The sequence below is a fragment of the Streptomyces yerevanensis genome (assembly GCF_000716805.1).
Classification (GTDB): Bacteria; Actinomycetota; Actinomycetes; order Streptomycetales; family Streptomycetaceae; genus Streptomyces; species Streptomyces flaveus.
In genome coordinates, this window is the sequence record NZ_JNWJ01000003.1 from 82515 (window position 1) to 102231 (window position 19717).

Below are 19717 nucleotides of genomic sequence, written 5' to 3' on the forward strand. Positions count from 1 at the left end.
TACCTGACAAGCACGATGACTACGCAAGCACCATGCGAGGAGATCCTGTGCTCGACGCCGACTTCTTCCGCCGTTGGATGACGGCGACCGCCGCTTCCGTCGACCGCGAGACGGAGCGGCTCACCGCCCTCGACTCGCCGATCGGCGACGCCGACCACGGCAGCAATCTGCAGCGCGGCTTCACGGCCGTGACGGCCACACTGGAGAAGGAGGCGCCGGGCACGCCGGGCGCCGTCCTCATGCTCGCCGGACGCCAGTTGATCTCGACGGTGGGCGGTGCGTCGGGTCCGTTGTACGGCACACTGCTGCGCCGTACCGGGAAAGCGCTCGGGGACGCGGCCGAGGTCAGCGAGGAGCAGCTCACGGACGCGTTGCGCACCGGCGTGGACGCGGTGATGCAGCTCGGCGGGGCGGCGCCCGGCGACAAGACCATGATCGACGCGCTGGTGCCCGCGGTCGACGCGCTCGGCGAGTCCTTCGCGGCGGCACGGTCCGCCGCCGAGGAGGGCGCCCTCGCCACCACGCCCTTGCAGGCCCGCAAGGGCAGGGCGAGTTATCTGGGCGAGCGGAGCATCGGGCACCAGGATCCAGGTGCCACCTCCTCCGCCCTGCTGATCGCGGCCCTCGAGGAGGCGGCCGGTGAGTGACGAGAAGCTGGTGGGGATCGTGCTCGTGTCGCACAGCGCCGAGGTGGCCACCTCGGTCGCCGAGCTGGCGGTAGGGCTCGCGGGCGGCGGCACGACCGCGCCGGTGGCTCCGGCGGGCGGGGTCGAGGACGGCGGCCTCGGCACCAGCGCCGAGCTGATCTCCGCCGCGGCCGCCTCCGTGGACCGCGGCGCCGGTGTCGCCGTACTCACCGACCTCGGCAGCGCGGTCCTCACCGTGAAGACCCTTCTCGCCGAAGGCGACGAGCTCCCGGCCCACACCCGCCTCGTGGACGCCCCCTTCGTCGAGGGCGCGGTGGCCGCGGTCGTCACCGCCTCGGCCGGAGCGGACCTCACGGCGGTGGAGGCGGCGGCTGCGGAGGCGTACACGTACCGAAAGGTGTGACACGGCCACGGCCACGGTCGGGCGATGGTGACCACGGAGGGCGGCCGGGCGGTGGCGGAGGCATGCGGATGGATCGGGCCGCCGGTCCGGCGACACGCCATGGCGCGCCGCACGGCGGAATCCGTCACCTGATCGGGCTCGGCCCGCGTGCGGGGGTGGTGCGGGGCACGTTGGCTCGTCCCAGGGCAGCACGGGCGTTTCCCAACCCTCGGCGGCGCATGGGATGTACCGCCAACCGTGCCGCCGGAGGGCAGTCAATGCGTACCACTCAGATGTTCGTCCGCACCGGTCTGACCGTGGCGGCCACCGCCGCGCTGCCGCTGGCCCTCACCGCCGGGCCCGCTGCGGCAGTGAACACGCAGATCACGGTGACCTCCAGTGGGTCCACGGTCCAGGTGAACACCACCGCGTGCCCCACCGGCGGCAACGCCTCGCTGCTCTCCAGCGGCCAGGCCAACTTCGCCCAGGGCCGCCAAGTGCCGCTGACCAGGAGCACGGGCAGCCAGAGCGCCTCCTGGTCGGGCGTCAGCACGGGCACGTACACCGTCATCGTGGTCTGCGCGAACGGCTCGACGGCGGGCACCCAGTCCGTCACCGTGTCCACGGGCTCGGGCCCCACGATCTCCACGACGACCTCCCCACCCCGATCGCCCTCACCCACGCCCACGCGCACCCCCTCGCCCTCGCCGACACGCGGGGTCATGGGCGGCGCGGGCGGCTCCACCGAGGACTACAGCACCGTCACCTACGCGGTGGGCGGGGTCCTGGTGGCCTCAGGCGTCGGGGCCACGGCCTGGGTCCTGCGCCGCCGCTCCAAGCCCAACCGGCTCTGATCACACCGTTGACTCCCGGGAAGCCGAGTCATCGGCGGGCAGTCGCCCGAACTCCTGAAGCGCATGCGTCAGCCAGTGGGTCCAGAAGGTCTCCAGGTCGATCCCGGCACGCAGGATGAGGTGCTGGAGCCGGTCCTGGGGCGTCTGTCTGCCGGGCGGGAAGTCCCGCTGCTGGATCTCCTCGTACTCCGCCAACTGCCGCTGGTGCAGGTCGAGATGGCGGCGCAGATCTTCCTCGATGCCCGCGGTGCCGACCACGGCTGCGGCCCGCAGGCGCAGCAGCAGCGGGTCGCGCAGGGGCTTGGGGTCCTGGGAGGCTGCGGTCCAGCGGGTGAGTTCGGCGCGGCCCGCGGGCAGGACCTCGTAGCTCTTCTTCTGCCCGCGGGTCGGCTGCTCGGCGGGGAGGGCCCGGATGTAGCCGACGGCCTCCAGTTTTCCCAGCTCGCGATAGATCTGCTGATGCGACGCCGACCAGAAGTAGCCGATCGACCTGTCGAAACGCCTGGTCAGCTCAAGGCCCGACGACGGTTTCTCGAGGAGGGCGGTGAGGATGGCGTGCGGGAGTGACATGAACTCATCCTAAGTACGCCGCCGAAAGCCGGCCCATGCTGCTCCCCGGGCTACAGCGCCGCCGCCAGCTCCGTGCCCTGCTTGATCGCGCGCTTCGCGTCCAGTTCGGCGGCCACGTCCGCGCCGCCGATGAGGTGCACACTGCGACCGGCGGTGCGCAGCTCGTCGTACAGGTCGCGGCGCGGCTCCTGCCCGGTGCAGAGCACGATCGCGTCGACCGGCAGGACGGTGCTCTGCCCGTCGACGGTGACGTGCAGGCCTTCGTCGTCGATCCGGTCGTACCGGACTCCGGGGATCATGGTGACCCCGCGGTGCCTGAGCTCTGTGCGATGGATCCAGCCGGTGGTCTTGCCGAGCCCGGCGCCGACCTTGGACGGCTTGCGCTGCAAGAGGTGGACGGAGCGCGGCGGGGCGGGCCGCTCGGGCGCGGCGAGGCCGCCGGGCGTCCGGTGGTCCATGTCGACGCCCCACTGCCGGAAGTACGTCGCCGGGTCCTCACTCGCCTTGTCGCCGCTGTCGGTCAGGTACTCGGCGACGTCGAAGCCGATGCCGCCCGCGCCGAGGATCGCGACACGGTCGCCGACGGGCACGCTGTCGCGCAGCACGTCGAGGTAGCCGACGACGCTCGGGTGGTCGACGCCGGGGATGTCGGGGGTGCGCGGGCCGACGCCGGTGGCGATCACCGTCTCGTCGTAGCCGGCAAGGTCGTCCGCCGTCGCGTATGTACCCAACCGCACCTCCACTCCCCGCAGTTCGAGCTGCGTACGGAAGTAGCGCAGCGTCTCGTCGAACTCCTGCTTGCCGGGGACCTTGCGGGCCACGTTCAGCTGGCCGCCGATCTCCCTCTCCGCGTCGTAGAGCGTGACGTCGTGGCCCCGTTCGGCGGCGGAGACGGCGCAGGCGAGCCCGGCGGGCCCGGCGCCCACGACGGCGACGCGCTTGCGCCGCCGGGTCGGTGCGAGGACCAGCTCGGTCTCGTGGCAGGCGCGTGGGTTGACCAGGCAGGAGGTGATCTTGCCGCTGAAGGTGTGGTCGAGGCAGGCCTGGTTGCAGCCGATGCAGGTGTTGATGGCGTCGGGGCGCCCGTCCCGCGCCTTGTTGACGAAGTCGGGGTCGGCGAGCATCGGGCGGGCCAGGGACACCATGTCGGCGTAGCCCTCGGCGAGCAACTCCTCGGCGAGTTCAGGGGTGTTGATGCGGTTGGTCGTCACCAGCGGAATCGAGACAGCACCCATGACCTTCTTGGTCACCCAGGCGTACGCGCCCCGCGGCACCGAGGTCGCGATGGTGGGGATCCGCGCCTCGTGCCAGCCGATACCGGTGTTGATGATCGTCGCTCCGGCGGCCTCAACGGCCCGGGCGAGCGTGATCACCTCGTCCAGCGTCGATCCGCCGGGCACCAGGTCCAGCATCGACAGCCGGTAGACGATGACGAAGTCCTCGCCGACCGCCTCCCGTACGCGGCGGACGATCTCGACCGGGAAGCGCATGCGGTTCTCGTACGAGCCGCCCCAGCGGTCCTCGCGGTGATTGGTCTGCGTGGCGATGAACTCGTTGATGAGATAGCCCTCGGAGCCCATGATCTCGACGCCGTCGTAGCCCGCCTGCCGGGCCAGGCGCGCGGCTCGGGCGTAGTCGTCGATCGTCCGCTCGACCTCGTCGTCGGTGAGCGCGTGCGGGACATGGGGGCTGATCGGGGCCTGGAGGGCGCTGGGCGCGACGAGGTCCTGGTGGTAGGCGTACCGCCCGAAGTGCAGGATCTGCATCGCGATCCTGCCGCCCTCGCGGTGCACGGCCTCGGTGATGACGGTGTGCTGCTCGGCCTCCGCCCCGGTCGTGAGCTTGGCGCCGCCCTCGTACGGCCGTCCCGCCTCGTTGGGCGCGATGCCGCCCGTGACGATGAGCCCCACTCCCCCGCGCGCCCGGGCCGCGTAGAACTCCGCCATGCGCTCGAAGCCGCGCTCCGCCTCCTCCAGGCCCACGTGCATGGAGCCCATGAGCACGCGGTTGGGCAGGGTCGTGAAGCCCAGGTCGAGCGGGGTCAGCAGGTGCGGGTAACGGCTCATCGGCCCCTCCATGCGCGGCGTCGTCACGTCTGTTGTAGACGAGGGACCGAGCTTTATGCAACTAGTTGCACAAAGATGGAGGGGCCGATGTGACTAGGACCTCGTTCCGATGACGACCGTGCTGTACAGCTCATCGGACACGGCCAGGCGCGGAACCAGCCCGCTGTCGGCGAAGACCTCGAATGCCGTGGGCGCCTGGCGTTCGCTCGTCTCGACCAGGAGGGAGCCGCCGGGGGCCAGCCATTGCGGGGCCTCGGCGGTCACCCGGCGCAGGATGTCGAGCCCGTCTCCTCCTCCGTCGAGCGCCACGAGGGGTTCGTGGTCGCGGGCCTCCGGGGGCAGCAGGCCGACCTCTTCGGTGGGGACGTACGGCACGTTGGCTGCCAGGACGTCGACCCGGCCGCAGAGGGTGTGCGGCAGCGGCTCGAAGAGGTCGCCCTCGTGGACATGGCCGCGCTCGCCGACGTTCCGGCGGGCACAGCGCACCGCGGCCGGGTCGATGTCGGCGGCGTGCAGCTCGGCTCCGGGCAGGGACGCGGCGAGGGCGGCGCCCACCGCGCCCGAGCCGCAGCAGAGGTCCACGACGACGGGGGCTTCGGGAGCCACCTCGACAGCCTGCCGTACCAGGAACTCGGTACGTCGGCGTGGCACGAAGACGCCCGGCTCGACGGCGATACGCAGACCGCAGAACTCGGCCCAGCCCAGGACGTGTTCGAGGGGCAGGCCCGCGGAGCGGCGGTCCACCATGGCGGTGAGTTCGACTGGGGTGCGGGCGGTGGAGACGATCAGTCGCGCCTCGTCCTCGGCGAAGACACAGCCCGCGGAGCGGAGCGCGGCGACGACAGCGGCGTACGAAACGGAAGGGACGGAGGAGAAGGGCATGGAAGCCGAGAGCCTTTCGGGAACCCGAAGGGCGCTCTCCCGGTCACCTGATGGCGGTGAACCCCTGAGGCGAGAGCACCCGAGCCGACACAGCGGTAATGGGGCTCACCTCCTCGGTCCCTGCACGGCTGGGGCGGTCCGCAGCCGGACGGCAACGTTACATGGCCTCCGGCTGCCTCCACGAGGCCGGGACGCCCTGTGACCCGGCCGTTCCCCACGGGATGCTCAGCCGGTGACGTCGATGACGATCTTTCCGCGGGCATGGCCATCCTCCACCAGCCGCAGTGCCTCCCCGGCGCGGGACAAGGGGAATGTCTGCGTGACCAGGGGGTTCAGCTTGCCGTCGGCCACAAGGCGGGCTACCTCGTCGAGGATCGCGGCGTTGCGGGCCCGGGCGACGGGGGCGCCGCCGAGGTGGCCCACGATGTCCTTGCCGCCCGCGGTGATCAACTTCGTGCGGTCGGTGAGGAGTTCGGCCGCGGCTTCGAGGACCTCGCCGCCGATCAGGTCGTAGACCGCGTCCACGCCGTCCGGGGCGGCGGCCCGTACGCCGGCCACGAAGTCCGGGCCCGAAGGCACATGCACGGCGCCGAGCGACTCGACGAAGTCCTTCTTGCCCGCACTGGCCGTGCCGATGACCTTCACCCCGAAGGCGCGCGCGATCTGGGTGGCCGCCACGCCCACGCCACCGCCGGCGCCCGTGACCAGCAGCGTCGAACCGGCCGGCAGGTCGAGCTGACGGATGCCGTCGTACGCCGTCGCCCCCGCGACCGGCAGAGCCGCCGCGTCCGTGAAGGAGATCGCCTCGGGCTTGTGCGCGGTCACGGCGACGGGCAGCAGGGTGTACTCGGCGTAGCCGCCGCCGACCGGATTGCCGAACACCGCGTCGCCCACCGCGAAGCCGGTGACTCCCTCGCCGATCTCTTCGACCACTCCGGCGGCCTCGTTGCCGAACACCGCGGGCAGCTCGCGCGCCGTCTGGCCCGGGCGGGCGTAGCCGTTGCGCTGCTTGTAGTCGACGGGGTTCACGCCCGCCGCCCGTACGGCGACCAGGAGTTGACCGGGACCGGGACTCGGCCGGTCCTGGTCGACGAGGGCCTCGGTCTCCGGACCGCCGAACCGCGTGAAGACGTACGCCTTGGGCATCTGCTTCCTCTTTCTCCACCGGGATTCCCCACCGGGCTGCGCCTGCTCAGCGTGTAAGGAAGATCGCCGGACGGCTATTCCCCGACAACTCCCCGCGCAGGCGCCGGGTACCGTGGACCCGATGCATGTCACCCGAGGCTTCACCGGACGTCCGCGCGTCCCCAACTCCGGCCTGCCGCCCGGTCAGTACGACGCGGGCGACGACTGGCCGGTCCTGTCCGCCGAGGTCACGCCCGAACTGGCGCCCGCGGACTGGACGTTCACCGTCGACGGGCTGGTGGCCGAGCCGCGCACCTGGTCCTGGGACGAGGCGCACGCGCTGCCGGCGTCCGCGTACGAGGGCGACATCCACTGTGTGACGAGCTGGTCGAAGTTCGGGGTGCGCTTCGGGGGTGTGTCGCTGGACGCCTTCCTGGACCTCGTACGCCCGGCACCGGAGGCGACGCACGCGGTCGCGTACTCCCACACCGGGTACACCACCAACCTCCCGCTGGCCGATCTGACCGGCGGGCGCGCCTGGATCGTCTGGGAGTACGGCGACGAGCCGCTGCCCGCGGAACACGGTGGTCCGGCGCGGCTGCTCGTGCCACATCTGTACTTCTGGAAGAGCGCCAAGTGGATCGCGGGCCTCAGACTCCTCGACCACGACGAGCCGGGCTTCTGGGAGCAGAACGGCTACCACCACCGCGGCAACCCCTGGGAAGAGCAGCGTTACTCCGGTGACTGAGACTCCGCTGACCGAAGACCTGCACATGAGCGGGACGTTCACGCCCCCGACCCGGTTCGCCGTGCCCGGCCGGATCGCCGTGAACAACGACACGGCGACGACCTGGCAGCGCGCCACGCTCACCGGGATCCGCCGCGAGACTCCACGCGCGGCGACCTTCCGGTTCGCCGTGCCCGGCTGGCGCGGCCATGTGCCCGGCCAGCACCTGATGCTGCGGCTCACCGCGGAGGACGGCTACACCGCCCAGCGGCACTATTCGATCGCGTCGCCGCCCGACGACTCGGGGCACATCGAGCTCACGCTGGACCATGTCGAGGGCGGCGAGGTGTCCGGCTGGTTCCACACGGTCGCCGAGCCGGGCGACCAGGTCGAAGTCCGCGGCCCGAACAGCGGTTTCTTCGCCTGGACCGGCGACCGGCCCGCCCTGCTCGTCGGCGCGGGCTCCGGTGTCGTACCGCTGATGTCGATGGTCCGCCACCACCGGGCGCGCGGACTGTCCGTACCGCTGCGCCTGCTCGTCTCGGCGCGCGGGCCCGAGGACTTGATCTACGCGTCGGAGTACGGCGCCGAGACGACACCCGTGTTCACGCGTAGTGCGCCGCCCGGTGTGCCCGTGGGGCGGCTGTCGGCCGCGCATGTGGCGGCGCTCCTGGCCGACCGCCCGGACGGCGGGTGGGAGGCCTACGTGTGCGGGTCCAACGGGTTCGCCGAGCATGCCTCGCGGCTCCTCGTCGACGCGGGACAGCCGGTGGACCGCATCCGGATCGAGCGCTTCGGCTGACGCTGCTCCTCACTCCGCTCCGCGGGGCCTCAGTCGTGCGCGGGCGGATCCGGCGGTGTGGGCACTCACCGCCACGAGATCACCGCCACGAGATGGCCCCTCACGGGGTCCATCCGGCGCCGACGGGGAACTCGGGCGGCGTACGACGGTGACCAGCCGCTCCGGGACCGGACGGTGACCGCCGGACGCGAGCGATGAGGAGGCGTGGACATGGGCACGCGGGTGCGCGGCTGGCGTTGGCGGCCCAATTCGCTGCGCAGGCACTGTGACGTGGTGGAGGCGTGGACGGCCCTGGTCGTCGCCGTCCTGTTGTGCCTCGGCGCCCCGCTGGCCGGGCTCGTCACGGGCTGGCAGGCATACGACGCGGCGCGGGACACGGCCGCTGAACAGCGGGCCGAACGCCATCGGGTGCGCGCGGAGGTCACCGAGCAGGCGCCCGCCGCGCCACCCACCGCCACGGGCGGCAAGCAACCCACCTACTGGGTCGCCGTGCGCTGGACCGAGCCCGGCGAACGGGCACGCACGGGTGAGGCCCGGGTCCCGGCAGGCACCCGCCCCGGCGAGCGCACCCATGTGTGGCTGGACGACGCGGGCCGGGTCGTCGCCGCCCCGGCGGACAGCACGGCGATCTGGCAGCAGGCGCTCGCGGTGGGAGGCTGCGCCACGGGCGGCGCCGCGACCGTCGTCCTGGTGGGGCACTTCGTCGTACGCCGGGTCGCCCTCCACCGCCGCATGACCGAGTGGGAACGCGAGTGGGCCCGTACGGGTCCTGAGTGGAGCCGACGCTGGGCATGACCGGGCCCGGCCGGTGCGTGAAAAGGGCCTGGCGGCCCGCCGACGGCGCCCGTACGGTGTGATCATCCGCACCCTGACCCGTGATCCCGTAAAGGCGGTCATCCATGGCCTTGTTCGACCTGCCCCTCGACCAGCTCCGGAGCTACCGCAGCGCCTCCGTCGAGCCCGAGGACTTCGACGCCTTCTGGGCCAAGACGCTTCAGGAGGCGCGCGAGCACGACCTGGACGCCTCCTTCGAGCCGGTCGAGACGCATCTCAAGACCGTGAAGGTGTACGACGTCACGTTCGCCGGGTTCGGCGGTCACCCGGTGAAGGGCTGGCTGACGCTGCCCGCCTGGGCCGACACGCCCCGCCCTGCGGTCGTCCAGTTCGTCGGGTACGGCGGCGGGCGCGGCCTTCCGCACACGCATCTGCTGTGGGCCTCGGCGGGCTTCGCGCACTTCGTGATGGACACCCGCGGCCAGGGCAGTGCCTGGGGAGGCGGTGACACACCGGACCCGGTGGGCAGCGCGCCCGCGTATCCCGGTTTCATGACCCGAGGGGTCGAGGATCCCGAAAGCTACTACTACCGGCGGCTGTTCACCGATGCGGTACGGGCCGTGGAGGCGGCCCGCTCGCATCCGCTGATAGACGCCTCGCGCACCGCGGCGGTCGGTTCCAGCCAGGGCGGCGGCATCACGATCGCGGTCGGCGGTCTCGTACCGGACCTGGCGGCGATCGCCCCGGACGTGCCGTTCCTGTGCGACTTCCCGCGCGCGACGACGCTGACGGACCGCGATCCGTACCGGGAGATCGGCAACTACCTCAAGACGCACCGCGGCCGCAGCGAGCAGGTGCGGCGCACGCTGTCCTACTTCGACGGCGTGCACTTCGCGGCGCGCGGCCGGGCGCCCGCCCTGTTCTCGGCGGCCCTGGAGGACCAGACCTGCCCGCCGTCGACGGTGTTCGCCGCCTTCAACGCCTGGCCGCACGAGGACAAGACGATCGAGGTGTACGACTTCAACGACCATGAGGGCGGCGGCCCTTACCAGGAGGCGGCCCAGCTGGCGTGGCTGCCGAAGCGCCTGTAGAAGGAGCGGTTGCGTTCCGGTCGCGGAGTTACGGGTCCTCGCCGAGGTGGGCGAGGACCCGTTGTTTCCGAGCAACGGCGTGGACGCCGCCGTTCCGGTTCTGTGTTCAGGCCAGTACGGAGCTGAACACGTAGCCGAATGCGTTGGTCGCCCAGTGGAGTCCCATGGGGGCGAGCAGGCTGCCGGTGCGGTGTCGCAGGTAGCAGAAGAGGCAACCTGCCGCGGCGGTGAGGAGCACGGCACCGGCGGTGGCCAGGACGGTGCCGAGAGGCGATTGCCCGAAGAGCGAGCCCACGGCCTGGTTGGAGTCGGTGAGGTGGAGCGACGGGAGGATGTGCCAGAGACCGAACAGCACGGAGGAGAACACGGTGGCCGCGACGGCGCCGCGAGCGCGCAGCACCAGTCCGTAGAGCACCCCGCGGAAGGCGACCTCTTCCAGCAGCACCGTGCCGATCGGCACCTTGATCAGCACCCGGCCGACGACCTCCGCGCCGCTCAGCCCGCTCGCCCTCTCGTCCTCGAACAGCCCGCGTGTGACGGGCAGTGCCGCCGCGCACAGGTACACCGCCGCGACGATCCCGGCCAGGGCGAGCGCCCAGCGCAGTCCGCGGCCCAGCGTGTCCCGGGAAAGTCCGAGGTCGGCCCAGCCGCCACCGGCCCGGAACATGATCGCGATCAGCGCGGCGGAGGCGATCGCTGAGCTGAGCACGACCCAGGACGGCGCCCACCGGTTGTTGACCAGGTTCGTGAGCACCAGCAGCGTGACAGCGCCCACGAGCGCTGTCACGGTGGACGTCCGGCCGCTGCGCATGCGATGCGAAAGCTGCTCTGTCACCTCAGTCGTCCTCGATGGGAAGCACTGATCCTCCAGGTTTCGGCTACCCCTGGTGCGTCGCCACCACCATCCGGCAGCGCGGGCTGCCGTCGTCTCTGCTGCCGAACTCGGGGAGTGTGTGCAGGTCCACGACGAAGCCGGCGCGGATCAGTTCGCGGCGTACGTCGCCGAGGCGGAAGGCGCGGTAGTACATGACGAACGGGGGCCGCCACACCGCGTTGCGTACACGCATCGCCGTGTCGAAGGCGAGCAGGGCCCAGTAGCCGGGAGAACCGGGGCGGGGCGGGGCCACGACGGGGAAGGCGAACCGTCCGCCGGGCCGGAGCACCGAGTGCACCTGGGCGAACAGGCCCGGCAGTTCACGCGGCAGGAAGTGGCCGAACGCCCCGAAGCTGACCACCAGGTCGAAGACCGGAGCGAACGGCAGGGCTCGGGCGTCGCCGCGTACCCACGCCACCGGCGGCCCGGCGGCACGCGTCCGTTCGCGGGCCACGGCGAGCATGCCCGCACTGATGTCGACACCGGTGATCCGCTCCCGGCACACCGTGCGCAGCACGTCGATACCGGCGCCGGTGCCGCAGCACAGATCGAGCCCGCTGTCGAACGGTCCGATCCGCTCCAGCTCCCGCGCGACAGAGCGCAGGACCGGGTCCGGTGTACGGAACGGAGTGTGGTCGAACTTCGGCGCGAGCAGGTCGTAGCCGTGCTCGACGGACGACAGCGCCTGAACGGCGAGCTCGCGGAACGTGGGGCCCTGCGGGGTGAACATCGAGGTCAGCTTAGTCAGGCGCGAGCGCGCTGTGGTTCACAAGGGGAGCTTCTCCCCTTGTGAACCACAGCGCGCTCGGCTGAAGCCCTCAGCTCCCCAGGCGGAGGCCCGCGAGCCAGATGTCGGGCCCGCCCGGCCCTCGGTCGCCGGGTGCACAGGGTGGCAGGGGGCGGCGCAGACGGAGGAGAGAGCGAATCTTCTTGGTACGGCGGGTGGGAACGGTGGCGGTCATGGGACCCTCCAGTGTCGTGTGGGTGCTTTCGCTCCACCGACGAACACCCCTACGCCGATCGACACTCCGCGAGCCGCTTCTCGAGAAAACGCCGCTCGGCGTCGTTCTCCACCAGCTCCAGCGCACGCGCGTACGCCTCGGCCGCCTCCGCCGTCCGCCCCATACGCCGCAGGAGATCCGCGCGGGTGGCGGGCAGCAGGTGGTAACCGGCCAGCTGGCCCGCCTTTTCCAGCTCGGCCACCAGCGCCAGGCCGGCCTCCGGTCCCTCGGCTATGCCGACCGCCACCGCGCGGTTCAGCTCCACCACCGCGGAGGGCACGAAGCGCCTCAACTCCCCGTACAGCGCGGCGATATCGGCCCAGTCGGTCTCCTCGGAAGTGGCGGCGGTGGTGTGGCAGGCGGCGATGGCGGCCTGGATCTGGTACGGCCCTGGCCGACCGCGGCGCAGGGCGGTCTCCAGCAGGGCGGCGCCCTCGTCGATCGCGGCGCGGTCCCATGCCGTGCGGTCCTGGTCCTCCAGGGTCACCAGCTCACCCGCCGCGTCCACGCGTGTGCCGCGCCGGGCGTCGTGCAGGAGCAGCAGCGCCAGCAGGCCGAGCGCCTCGGGCTCGTCAGGCATGAGCCGGGCCAGCACGCGGGCGAGGCGGATGGCCTCCGCGCACAGGTTCGTACGCACCAGATCGGCGCCGGAAGTGGCGGCGTACCCCTCGTTGAACAGCAGGTACACGACGCCGAGTACACCTGTGGTGCGCTCGGGCAACAGGTGGGCGGGGGGTACGCGGTACGGGATTCCGGCGTTGCGGATCTTCTGCTTGGCCCGCACCAGGCGTTGCGCCATGGTCGCCTCGGGCACGAGGAAGGCCCGGGCGATCTCGGGCGTGGTCAGCCCCGCGAGGGTGCGCAGGGTCAGGGCGACCCGCGCCTCCATGGGCAGCGCCGGATGGCAGCAGGTGAAGATCAGCCGCAGCCGGTCGTCCGTCACCCCGCTGTCGTCCTCGTCGTCCGGGTCGTACGGCCCGTCGTCCCGCGCCAGCACCGCCACCTCCCGCAGCTTCGCCGCCCCCACCGCCTCCCGGCGCAGCACGTCCAGGGCGCGGTTGCGCGCGGTCGTGGTCAGCCAGGCGCCGGGGCGGCGCGGGACTCCGTCGCGCCGCCACCGGTCCAGGGCCTGCGCGAAGGCGTCCTGCGCGCATTCCTCGGCGAGGTCCCAGTCGCCGGTCACCCTGATCAGGGTGGCGACGACCTGGCCCCATTCCTCACGGAAGGCGGCGGCCACCGCCTCCTCGACATCGTTCACCTGATTCCTCCGAGGATGCCCCGGTCTTCAGGCCGGGGAGGACTCGGACTCCTGCGGAGCAGGGCAGGGAGCGGGGTTTCGCCCTCAGGGCGAAAGACCGCCCTCACGGTCGGGTAAACTGCCTGCCGTGCGTTGCGAGAACCAAGCGCGTACGCCGTGCTGATCGAAAACCAAGACGGCACATGCACCTCCAGGCTTTGCGGTACGAACCAGGGCTGGTTTCAACCCGGCTGGTGTTGATCGTGGAAGACCTGTCGGGTCGCTGACCCGCAGGCATCGTGAGCCAGGAATCCCCCTGTTTCAGCTGGGGGAGGATTCAATCCCAGACCGGCCGCACCTCGACGGATCCGCCGCCGAGTGCGGCGGGATGCTTGGAGGCGAGCGCGATGGCCTCGTCGAGGTCGGCGACCTCGACGATGTCGAAGCCCGCGACATACTCCTTGGACTCCACGAACGGCCCGTCGCTGAGCAGCACTTCGTCGCCCTGGACGCGCACGGTGGTGGCGTCGGTGGACGGCCGCAGCCGCGCGCCGCCCTTCACCACACCGCTGGAGCGCACCTCGTCGATGTACGAGGTGAAGTCCGGGTGCTCGGCGAGCTCCTCGGGACTGAGCTCCGGGCCACCGACCGGAGTGCAGATGAACATCACGTACTTCATGACCGGGTCTCCTCTACGCCTGCGTCGAACGGGACCGACAGATGTTGGTGGACGATCAGCCAGCGGTCGCCCGCTGCGCGGTAGCCGGTGGTCACCCGTACCGTGCTGTCCAGCGGCTCACCGGTGGTCAGCGTGGCGCGCATCCGGACGAGCGCGTGACTGAACGCGACGCTCTCGTCCACCCGGACACGGAAGTCGAGCACATCACGGCTCACGGGTCCGGTGACGGTGGAGAACCACCACTCCTGGGCCTTGCGGAAGGCGTCGATCCCGTGCTGCTCCAGACCGCTCATGGGGTGGAAGACTTCGACATCGGGCGCGTAACAGGCCGCCATCAGGTCGATGTCGCGCTCACGCGTGGCCCGGGTGAGTTCGTCGTCGAGGCGGCGGATCTCGCCTTCCGGGTCCTCGTCCTCCCAGAACGGGCGCACCTCCATGGCCCCGATGGAGGCCACGGGATGCTTCGCGGCCGCCTCGATGGCCTCCTCCATGGTGTCGCACTCGAGGATGTCGAACCCGGCGACGTACTCCTTCGTCTCCGCGAACGGCCCGTCGGTGCGCAGCACTTCGCCGCCGCGCACCCGAACGGTGACCGCCTCGGCGGGGAGCCGCAGCCGGTGGCCGTGCAGCCGTACACCGCGGTCGCCGAGCTCCTCCACCCAGGGCTCGACGGGTGCCATGCCGGAGGCGTCGGCGGTGTCGTCACCGCAGACCAGCAGCATGTACTTCATGGTTCCTCCTGGTACTCATGAGGTCCTGACACCCCACCGACGAACGGGCCCGCGCCGAATCGACACCTCCCCATGATTGTCCTGCCGGATGGCAGCCACATCCGGGAGCATCCGGGCGTCCTTCCCACCCGGCGCCCGTCCACGGTTGGATATGACCATGACCGACGAGCACGAGCGGATGATGCGCGCCAACCAGGCCAATTGGGACGCCCGTACCCCCGTCCACCTCGCCAGCCGGTTCTACGGCCTCGACACCTCCCTCGACCCGGAGCGCTGGTTCGCCTCCTGGGAGTGGGAGGACCTCGGCGAACTGGTCGGCCGCGACGTGCTCCACCTCCAGTGCCACCTCGGCACCGAGACGATCGCCTTCGCCGGGCGCGGTGCCCGGGCGGTGGGCCTCGACATCTCGGAGGCGTCGGTCAAGGCCGCGGCCGACATCGCCGGGCGGGCGGGTGCCGACGTCGAGTACGTACGGGCCAATGTGTACGACGCCGTCGAGGCCCTCGGCGGGCGGCGGTTCGACGTCGTCTACACCGGCAAGGGCGCTCTGTGCTATCTGCCCGACCTGGACCGCTGGGCGGCGACGGTCGTCCAACTCCTGCGTCCGGGAGGCCGGTTGTACATCGCCGAGTTCCATCCCCTCCTCAACTCCCTGGGCCCCAAGCCCGCCGAGGGCGAGGGTTCCGAACTCCTGCTGCGGCACGACTACTTGGGGCGCGGGGCGGCCGTGCACCGCAGCGGCAGGTACACGTACACGGACGGCCCGCCCGTTCAGGGCGCGACCGACAGCTACGAGTGGATGCACGGCCTCGGCGAGGTCGTGGGCGCCCTGGTCGGAGCCGGTCTGCGGATCGAGCGGCTGCGGGAGAGCGACGAACTGCCCTGGCCACGCTGGCCCGAGATGAACCGCGCCCCCTCCGGCTGGTGGCGCCTGCCGGACAGCTCCCCGCGCATCCCGCTCCTGTACGGGCTCCTGGCCCGCCGCTGATCAAAATCCCTCTGTGCTAGGGTTGTTCTAGCACTTGTGTACGCCCCTTCTCGGGCGCCGGTGCCTGTCTCATCTCAGTCAGCTGATCCGCCCGTCTCTTTCCGACCGGCGAAGCAGCTTCTCCGCACCACCTCTCTTCACGTACGGCCATGGGCGTTCCGCCCGCCGCACGAGAGGTGATGTCTCCGCCGTACGGGGCGTGCCCATGCCGCCCCGCCATTTCGGCCTCTCCCCTTTATGACCCCATGACCTCATGGTTTCGTCCGCGAAAGGACCCACCCACATGACCACCACACTCGAACGCCCGCCCACTTCGCACACGCAGGAGCAGGCCACCGGCGTACTCGACATCACTTCCAACGGGCAGGGCCAGCTGCGCACCGCAAGCTGCCTGCCCGAGTCCACCGACCTCCAGGTCTCCGCCGCGCTGATCCGCCGGTACGGCCTGCGCAAGGGCGACCTCGTCGAAGGCGTAACCGTACGCGGCAAGCAGCGCGCCCTCACCGGGATCGAGCGCGTCAACGGCCGCAGGCCCGAAGAGCTGCGCTCCCGCCCGCACTTCCGTGACCTCACCCCGCTGCACCCGCGCGAGCGGCTGCGGCTCGAACACCCGGCGGGCGGCCTGACGACCCGGGTCATCGACCTGGTCTCGCCGATCGGCAAGGGTCAGCGCGGCCTGATCGTCGCCCCGCCGAAGACCGGCAAGACGGTGCTGCTCCAGCAGCTGGCCGCCGCCGTGGCCGGCAACCATCCCGAGTGCCATCTGATGGTGGTGCTGCTCGACGAGCGTCCCGAGGAGGTCACCGACATGCGGCGTTCCGTACGCGGTGAGGTGCTGGCCTCGACCTTCGACCAGGGGCCGAAGCAGCACATCGCGCTCGCCGAGCTGGCCGTGGAGCGGGCCAAGCGGCTCGTCGAGGCGGGCCAGGACGTCGTGATCCTCCTGGACTCGCTGACCCGGCTGTGCAGGGCGCACAACAACGCTGCCGCCTCCGGTGGCCGCACCCTCAGCGGCGGTGTCGACGCCGCCGCGCTCCACGGACCCAAGCGGCTCTTCGGTGCCGCGCGCCTCGCCGAGGAGGGCGGCTCGCTCACGATCCTCGCCACGGCGCTGGTGGAGACGGGCTCGCGTGCCGACGACTTCTACTTCGAGGAGCTCAAGAGCACCGGCAACATGGAGCTGCGTCTGGACCGCACGCTCGCGTCCAGGCGGATCTTTCCGGCCGTCGACATCACCCCGTCCGGTACCCGCCGTGAGGAACTCCTGGTTCCCTCAGGCGAGTTGGCGGCCGTACGCGGGCTGCGGCGCGCCCTGCACTCCCGCGGCGACACGCAGGCGGGGCTGGAAACCCTGCTGGAGCGGATGCGGGAGACACCGGACAACGCCACGTTTCTGCGCCAGGTCCAGCCGACTGTGCCCGGCGGTCGGTGAGCCTCTGTCCGTATGGCCCTGCCCGACGCTCGATGAGCCGCTGACGCAGGTACGGCTCAGGGCCGGGGCACCCAAGGTGCCCTACGGCCTCTCCGCCCGGTCGTGGCTGGTGATCGCCGGCGGCTCCGACCGGTGGGCGGTGGCGGGGGCGATCTCGGGGGCGGCCTGTCTGGGGGCTGGTGTCATGGCCGTGGTGCTGCGCGGCAGATGGTTCACTCGCGTCTGACCGACGGGCAGTCCGAGCAGCAGGCCGAGGGTGATCCACACATAGAGGTTGCTGCCGAGGAAGCCGTCGATGCCGGACGCGTCGTCGAACCAGAGCCACACCACGCTGCTGCACAAGAGCACGTACGACACGCCCGCGGCCCACAGCAGCCGTCGGCGCCGCAGTCCTTTCTCGACGAGGATCGCGAAGGACGGCAGCAGCCACACGAGATGGTGCACCCAGGTGATCGGGCTGACCAGGCAGGCGACGAGCCCGGTCAGGGCGAAGGCGGCCATCAGGTCGTCGGCGGCGACGGCCCGGTGGGTGCGCCAGGCCCAGACTCCGAGGACGGCGAGAGCGGCCAACGCCCAGACGATACGGCTCGGTTCGGCGGGGTCGGCGAGCCGGGCCAGTACGCCTTGCAGGGACTGGTTGGACACGTAGTCGAGGCGGCCGATGCGGGTCGTGTCCCAGACGGCCTCGGTCCAGTAGAAGCGGGAGGGCTCCGGTGCCGCCCAGGCGGCGAGGGCGGTGGCGCTGGCGGCGACGGCCGCCGCGAGCGCGGCGGGGCGGGGGCGCCTGGCGAGCAGCAGCAGAACGATGAAGATCGCGGGCGTGAGCTTGATCGCTGCGGCAAGGCCGATGCCCACGCCCGCCCAGCGACCGCGCCCGGTGGACAGCAGCCAGGCGTCGCCGAGGACGAGGGCCAGCAGCAGAAGGTTGACCTGGCCGAAGCTGACGGTGTCGCGGGCGGGTTCGAACATCGCCAGCATGCAGACGACCAGGGCCAAGCCGAACCAGCCGTACCGGCGACGCAGCTCGCGCGGGACCAGAATCCCGAGGACCACGGCTGTCGCCGCGAGGTTGAGGAGCAGTCCGACGGCGATCGCGGCGTGCAGTCCGAGGAGCGCCATCGGCACCATGCTGACCGCCGCGAAGGGCGGGTAGGTGAAGCCGTACGTCGTCCCCGGCACGTGGTAGTCGTAGATACGGCCGCCGTGATGGATCCAGGCGTCCACGGCCCCGTGGTACACCCGCAGGTCGAACCAGCCGCGCAGGAGCGGCACGGTCGCGGTGAACAGCGTCACGGCGGCGACGAGGACCAGTACGAAGGCGAGCCGCCCCCGTTCCGTACGCGGAAGCCTCATGCGGTGCGCTCCAGGACCGGCGCGTTCGACGTCTGGTGGGCCTGCCAGAGCACGACCACCGCGAGCACGCCGCCCGACACGGCCAGGACCAACTGTTCGAGGTCCGGTGGGCTGCCGCTGGGCAGGACGCCGAGCGCGAGCACTCCGGTCACGGCGGCGACCCGGTGGCGTACCGACGTGCTGGGTGCCGCGGCGGCGATGAGGAACAGGCCCCACAGGGCGTACCAGGGCCGGATGGCCGGACCGAGGACCGCCACCGTCGCCAGGCTGAGGCCGAGTGCGTAGACGGGGCTGAGCCGGGGGCGGCGCAGCCATATGGCGAGTATGACGACGACCGTGGCCACGAGTCCGAGGGCGTGCCAGGCGGGCAGGGCGAGGGGCGCGAGGTCGCTGCCCAGGTCCTCGAGGAGGGACCCGGTCGCGCGGCCGAGGACGCTGGTGGGTGACCAGTTGTGCGGTGAGATGGGTGTCTTGAGGGCGCTGATCCAGCCGTATCCCGTACCGGCGACGGCGGTGGCGGCGACGGTGGTGGCGAGCGCGGCGGCCGCGGTGGTCACCGTGGCCTTCAACAGGCCGCGCCCTGCCCGCACTTGGAGAGCTACGACGGCCGCGAGACCGAGTACAGCCGGGACTTTGACCAGGGCGGCGAGCGTGACGAGCACGGCGCCGAGGAGGGGCCATCGGCCGAGTGCGGCCACCAGTCCGATGCCGAGGAGCCCGAGCATGATGGCGTCGTTGTGTGCGCCGGCGACGAGGTGCAGCAGCACGAGCGGGTTGAGCGCTCCGAGCCACAGCGCGGCGGCCGGGTCGGCGCCGCTGTGCCGGGCGAGCCTCGGCAGGGCGGCGGCCATCAGCGCCACGCCGAGCAGTGCGACCACCCGCATCCCGAACAACCCGGCCGGTACTTCGCCCCGCGTCAGCCCGGAGAGCGCGGAGGCGACGGCGAGGAAGGCGGGACCGTACGGCGTCGCGGTGTGCTGCCACACGGGCGCCACCTCGTCGGCGAGCGGCCCGCCGAGCCGTGCGGGGCCGTGGGTGTAGACGTCGATGTGCGCGTCGACCATGGCGCCCTGCGCGAGGTAGCTGTACACGTCCCGGCTGAACAGCGGCGGCGCGAGCAGTAACGGCGCGGCCCACACGCCGAGAACTACCAACAGAGCGCGCGGAGTTGGCGGTTCGGGCCCTCGGATCACCCGCCCCAGCAGGGCCCAGGCGGCGATCAGCAGCACCACCCCGAAGTACACACCGACCAGGCCGAGCGCCGCCCGCGCCGAGGCCGGGGCCAGCAGCTCCCGCACCGGCAGGGCCCCGGCCGTCTCACCCCCCGCCGCGAGAAAGCCCGAACCCACAAGTCCGAGCACCTGACAGCGACGCAGATCGACGGAGAAACCCATGGCCAACACTCGGGAAGCGTGTCAACGCCGGGTGGCCGGAAAGCGACATGCGTCTCTCTGATCGGCAGCCGCCGTGTGACCGCCGTCTGACCGAACGGCGACCACCCC

At 71.5% G+C, this 19717-nt stretch carries 20 protein-coding genes; 9 read left to right on the forward strand and 11 right to left on the reverse strand.

The window, feature by feature from the left end; translation table 11 throughout:
- Positions 1-47 precede the first annotated feature (47 nt).
- The 3 genes from dhaL to OP79_RS03935 all read left to right on the forward strand — a co-directional run bounded on the left by dhaL (position 48) and on the right by OP79_RS03935 (position 1883).
- Complete coding sequence (gene dhaL / locus OP79_RS03925) at positions 48-647, forward strand: dihydroxyacetone kinase subunit DhaL (protein ID WP_033318507.1); 600 nt, start codon at positions 48-50, stop codon at positions 645-647.
- Positions 640-1050 (forward strand): PTS-dependent dihydroxyacetone kinase phosphotransferase subunit DhaM, encoded by a 411-nt coding sequence (locus OP79_RS03930; protein WP_033318508.1) that lies wholly within the window; start codon positions 640-642, stop codon positions 1048-1050. Before dhaL ends, OP79_RS03930 begins: the two co-directional genes overlap by 8 nt.
- A 257-nt stretch (positions 1051-1307) precedes the next feature.
- A complete protein-coding gene (locus OP79_RS03935) occupies positions 1308-1883 on the forward strand; it encodes a hypothetical protein (RefSeq protein ID WP_033318509.1) in 576 nt (191 codons plus the stop codon).
- On the opposite strand, the gene OP79_RS03940 is transcribed toward OP79_RS03935, so the two are convergent.
- From OP79_RS03940 to OP79_RS03955, 4 genes are all read right to left on the reverse strand, one after another.
- A complete protein-coding gene (locus tag OP79_RS03940; RefSeq protein WP_033318510.1) occupies positions 1884-2453 on the reverse strand; it encodes a PadR family transcriptional regulator in 570 nt (189 codons plus the stop codon).
- A gap of 50 nt (positions 2454-2503) precedes the next feature.
- Positions 2504-4519, reverse strand: a complete 2016-nt coding sequence (locus OP79_RS03945; protein ID WP_033318511.1) for an NADPH-dependent 2,4-dienoyl-CoA reductase — start codon at positions 4517-4519, stop codon at positions 2504-2506.
- Positions 4520-4612: 93 nt separating this feature from the next.
- Complete coding sequence (locus OP79_RS03950) at positions 4613-5401, reverse strand: putative protein N(5)-glutamine methyltransferase (protein WP_033318512.1); 789 nt, start codon at positions 5399-5401, stop codon at positions 4613-4615.
- Positions 5402-5626: 225 nt separating this feature from the next.
- Entirely contained in the window at positions 5627-6547 is a 921-nt protein-coding gene (locus tag OP79_RS03955) for a quinone oxidoreductase family protein (protein ID WP_033318513.1), read from the reverse strand.
- A gap of 121 nt (positions 6548-6668) precedes the next feature.
- Here OP79_RS03955 and OP79_RS03960 point away from each other — a divergent pair, with 121 nt between their 5' ends.
- The 4 genes from OP79_RS03960 to OP79_RS03975 all read left to right on the forward strand — a co-directional run bounded on the left by OP79_RS03960 (position 6669) and on the right by OP79_RS03975 (position 9920).
- A complete protein-coding gene (locus OP79_RS03960; protein ID WP_033318514.1) occupies positions 6669-7274 on the forward strand; it encodes a sulfite oxidase-like oxidoreductase in 606 nt (201 codons plus the stop codon).
- Positions 7275-7299: 25 nt separating this feature from the next.
- On the forward strand, positions 7300-8055 hold the full coding sequence (locus tag OP79_RS03965) for a ferredoxin reductase (protein WP_033318705.1): 756 nt from the start codon (positions 7300-7302) through the stop codon (positions 8053-8055).
- A gap of 210 nt (positions 8056-8265) precedes the next feature.
- Positions 8266-8850 (forward strand): Rv1733c family protein, encoded by a 585-nt coding sequence (locus OP79_RS03970; RefSeq protein WP_033318515.1) that lies wholly within the window; start codon positions 8266-8268, stop codon positions 8848-8850.
- A 104-nt stretch (positions 8851-8954) separates the two neighbouring features.
- A complete protein-coding gene (locus OP79_RS03975) occupies positions 8955-9920 on the forward strand; it encodes an acetylxylan esterase (protein WP_033318516.1) in 966 nt (321 codons plus the stop codon).
- Between the two features lie 106 nt (positions 9921-10026).
- Here the strand turns inward: OP79_RS03975 and OP79_RS03980 are convergent, their stop codons facing one another.
- The 5 genes from OP79_RS03980 to OP79_RS04000 all read right to left on the reverse strand — a co-directional run bounded on the left by OP79_RS03980 (position 10027) and on the right by OP79_RS04000 (position 14442).
- Positions 10027-10755: a CPBP family intramembrane glutamic endopeptidase gene (locus OP79_RS03980; protein WP_245685210.1), complete on the reverse strand. Its 729-nt coding sequence runs from the start codon at positions 10753-10755 to the stop codon at positions 10027-10029.
- A gap of 43 nt (positions 10756-10798) precedes the next feature.
- Positions 10799-11524, reverse strand: coding sequence for a class I SAM-dependent methyltransferase (locus OP79_RS03985; RefSeq protein WP_033318518.1), 726 nt, complete (start codon positions 11522-11524; stop codon positions 10799-10801).
- Positions 11525-11805: 281 nt separating this feature from the next.
- Positions 11806-13053 carry an RNA polymerase sigma factor gene (locus tag OP79_RS03990; RefSeq protein WP_033318519.1) on the reverse strand — a complete coding sequence of 416 codons (1248 nt, stop codon included), beginning with the start codon at positions 13051-13053 and terminating at the stop codon, positions 11806-11808.
- Between the two features lie 316 nt (positions 13054-13369).
- The gene (locus OP79_RS03995) at positions 13370-13711 is read right to left on the reverse strand and encodes a YciI family protein (RefSeq protein ID WP_033318520.1); all 342 of its coding nucleotides are present in this window, start codon (positions 13709-13711) and stop codon (positions 13370-13372) included.
- Positions 13708-14442: an SgcJ/EcaC family oxidoreductase gene (locus OP79_RS04000; protein WP_033318521.1), complete on the reverse strand. Its 735-nt coding sequence runs from the start codon at positions 14440-14442 to the stop codon at positions 13708-13710. Before OP79_RS04000 ends, OP79_RS03995 begins: the two co-directional genes overlap by 4 nt.
- 157 nt (positions 14443-14599) lie before the next feature.
- On the opposite strand from OP79_RS04000, the gene OP79_RS04005 reads away from it, so the two are divergent.
- Both OP79_RS04005 and rho read left to right on the forward strand, forming a co-directional pair.
- Positions 14600-15430 carry a class I SAM-dependent methyltransferase gene (locus OP79_RS04005; RefSeq protein WP_425428549.1) on the forward strand — a complete coding sequence of 277 codons (831 nt, stop codon included), beginning with the start codon at positions 14600-14602 and terminating at the stop codon, positions 15428-15430.
- 283 nt (positions 15431-15713) lie between these two features.
- Positions 15714-16862, forward strand: coding sequence for a transcription termination factor Rho (gene rho / locus OP79_RS04010; protein ID WP_033318523.1), 1149 nt, complete (start codon positions 15714-15716; stop codon positions 16860-16862).
- Positions 16863-16943: 81 nt separating this feature from the next.
- Here the strand turns inward: rho and OP79_RS04015 are convergent, their stop codons facing one another.
- Positions 16944-18215 (reverse strand): glycosyltransferase 87 family protein, encoded by a 1272-nt coding sequence (locus OP79_RS04015; protein ID WP_033318524.1) that lies wholly within the window; start codon positions 18213-18215, stop codon positions 16944-16946.
- Entirely contained in the window at positions 18212-19609 is a 1398-nt protein-coding gene (mptB, locus tag OP79_RS04020; protein ID WP_033318525.1) for a polyprenol phosphomannose-dependent alpha 1,6 mannosyltransferase MptB, read from the reverse strand. Before mptB ends, OP79_RS04015 begins: the two co-directional genes overlap by 4 nt.
- Positions 19610-19717 lie beyond the last annotated feature (108 nt).

Bases quoted from the DNA above. Each gene is read 5' to 3' on its own strand.
- OP79_RS03975 (WP_033318516.1), top strand. From the start codon at position 8,955: ATGGCCTTGTTCGACCTGCCCCTCGACCAGCTCCGGAGCTACCGCAGC.
- OP79_RS03970 (WP_033318515.1), top strand. From the start codon at position 8,266: ATGGGCACGCGGGTGCGCGGCTGGCGTTGGCGGCCCAATTCGCTGCGC.
- OP79_RS04005 (WP_425428549.1), top strand. From the start codon at position 14,600: ATGACCGACGAGCACGAGCGGATGATGCGCGCCAACCAGGCCAATTGG.
- OP79_RS03935 (WP_033318509.1), top strand. From the start codon at position 1,308: ATGCGTACCACTCAGATGTTCGTCCGCACCGGTCTGACCGTGGCGGCC.
- OP79_RS03945 (WP_033318511.1), bottom strand. From the start codon at position 4,519: ATGAGCCGTTACCCGCACCTGCTGACCCCGCTCGACCTGGGCTTCACG.
- OP79_RS03985 (WP_033318518.1), bottom strand. From the start codon at position 11,524: ATGTTCACCCCGCAGGGCCCCACGTTCCGCGAGCTCGCCGTTCAGGCG.
- mptB (WP_033318525.1), bottom strand. From the start codon at position 19,609: ATGGGTTTCTCCGTCGATCTGCGTCGCTGTCAGGTGCTCGGACTTGTG.
- OP79_RS03995 (WP_033318520.1), bottom strand. From the start codon at position 13,711: ATGAAGTACGTGATGTTCATCTGCACTCCGGTCGGTGGCCCGGAGCTC.
- OP79_RS03960 (WP_033318514.1), top strand. From the start codon at position 6,669: ATGCATGTCACCCGAGGCTTCACCGGACGTCCGCGCGTCCCCAACTCC.
- OP79_RS03955 (WP_033318513.1), bottom strand. From the start codon at position 6,547: ATGCCCAAGGCGTACGTCTTCACGCGGTTCGGCGGTCCGGAGACCGAG.
- OP79_RS04015 (WP_033318524.1), bottom strand. From the start codon at position 18,215: ATGAGGCTTCCGCGTACGGAACGGGGGCGGCTCGCCTTCGTACTGGTC.
- OP79_RS03965 (WP_033318705.1), top strand. From the start codon at position 7,300: ATGAGCGGGACGTTCACGCCCCCGACCCGGTTCGCCGTGCCCGGCCGG.
- OP79_RS03940 (WP_033318510.1), bottom strand. From the start codon at position 2,453: ATGTCACTCCCGCACGCCATCCTCACCGCCCTCCTCGAGAAACCGTCG.
- OP79_RS04000 (WP_033318521.1), bottom strand. From the start codon at position 14,442: ATGAAGTACATGCTGCTGGTCTGCGGTGACGACACCGCCGACGCCTCC.
- rho (WP_033318523.1), top strand. From the start codon at position 15,714: ATGACCACCACACTCGAACGCCCGCCCACTTCGCACACGCAGGAGCAG.
- OP79_RS03950 (WP_033318512.1), bottom strand. From the start codon at position 5,401: ATGCCCTTCTCCTCCGTCCCTTCCGTTTCGTACGCCGCTGTCGTCGCC.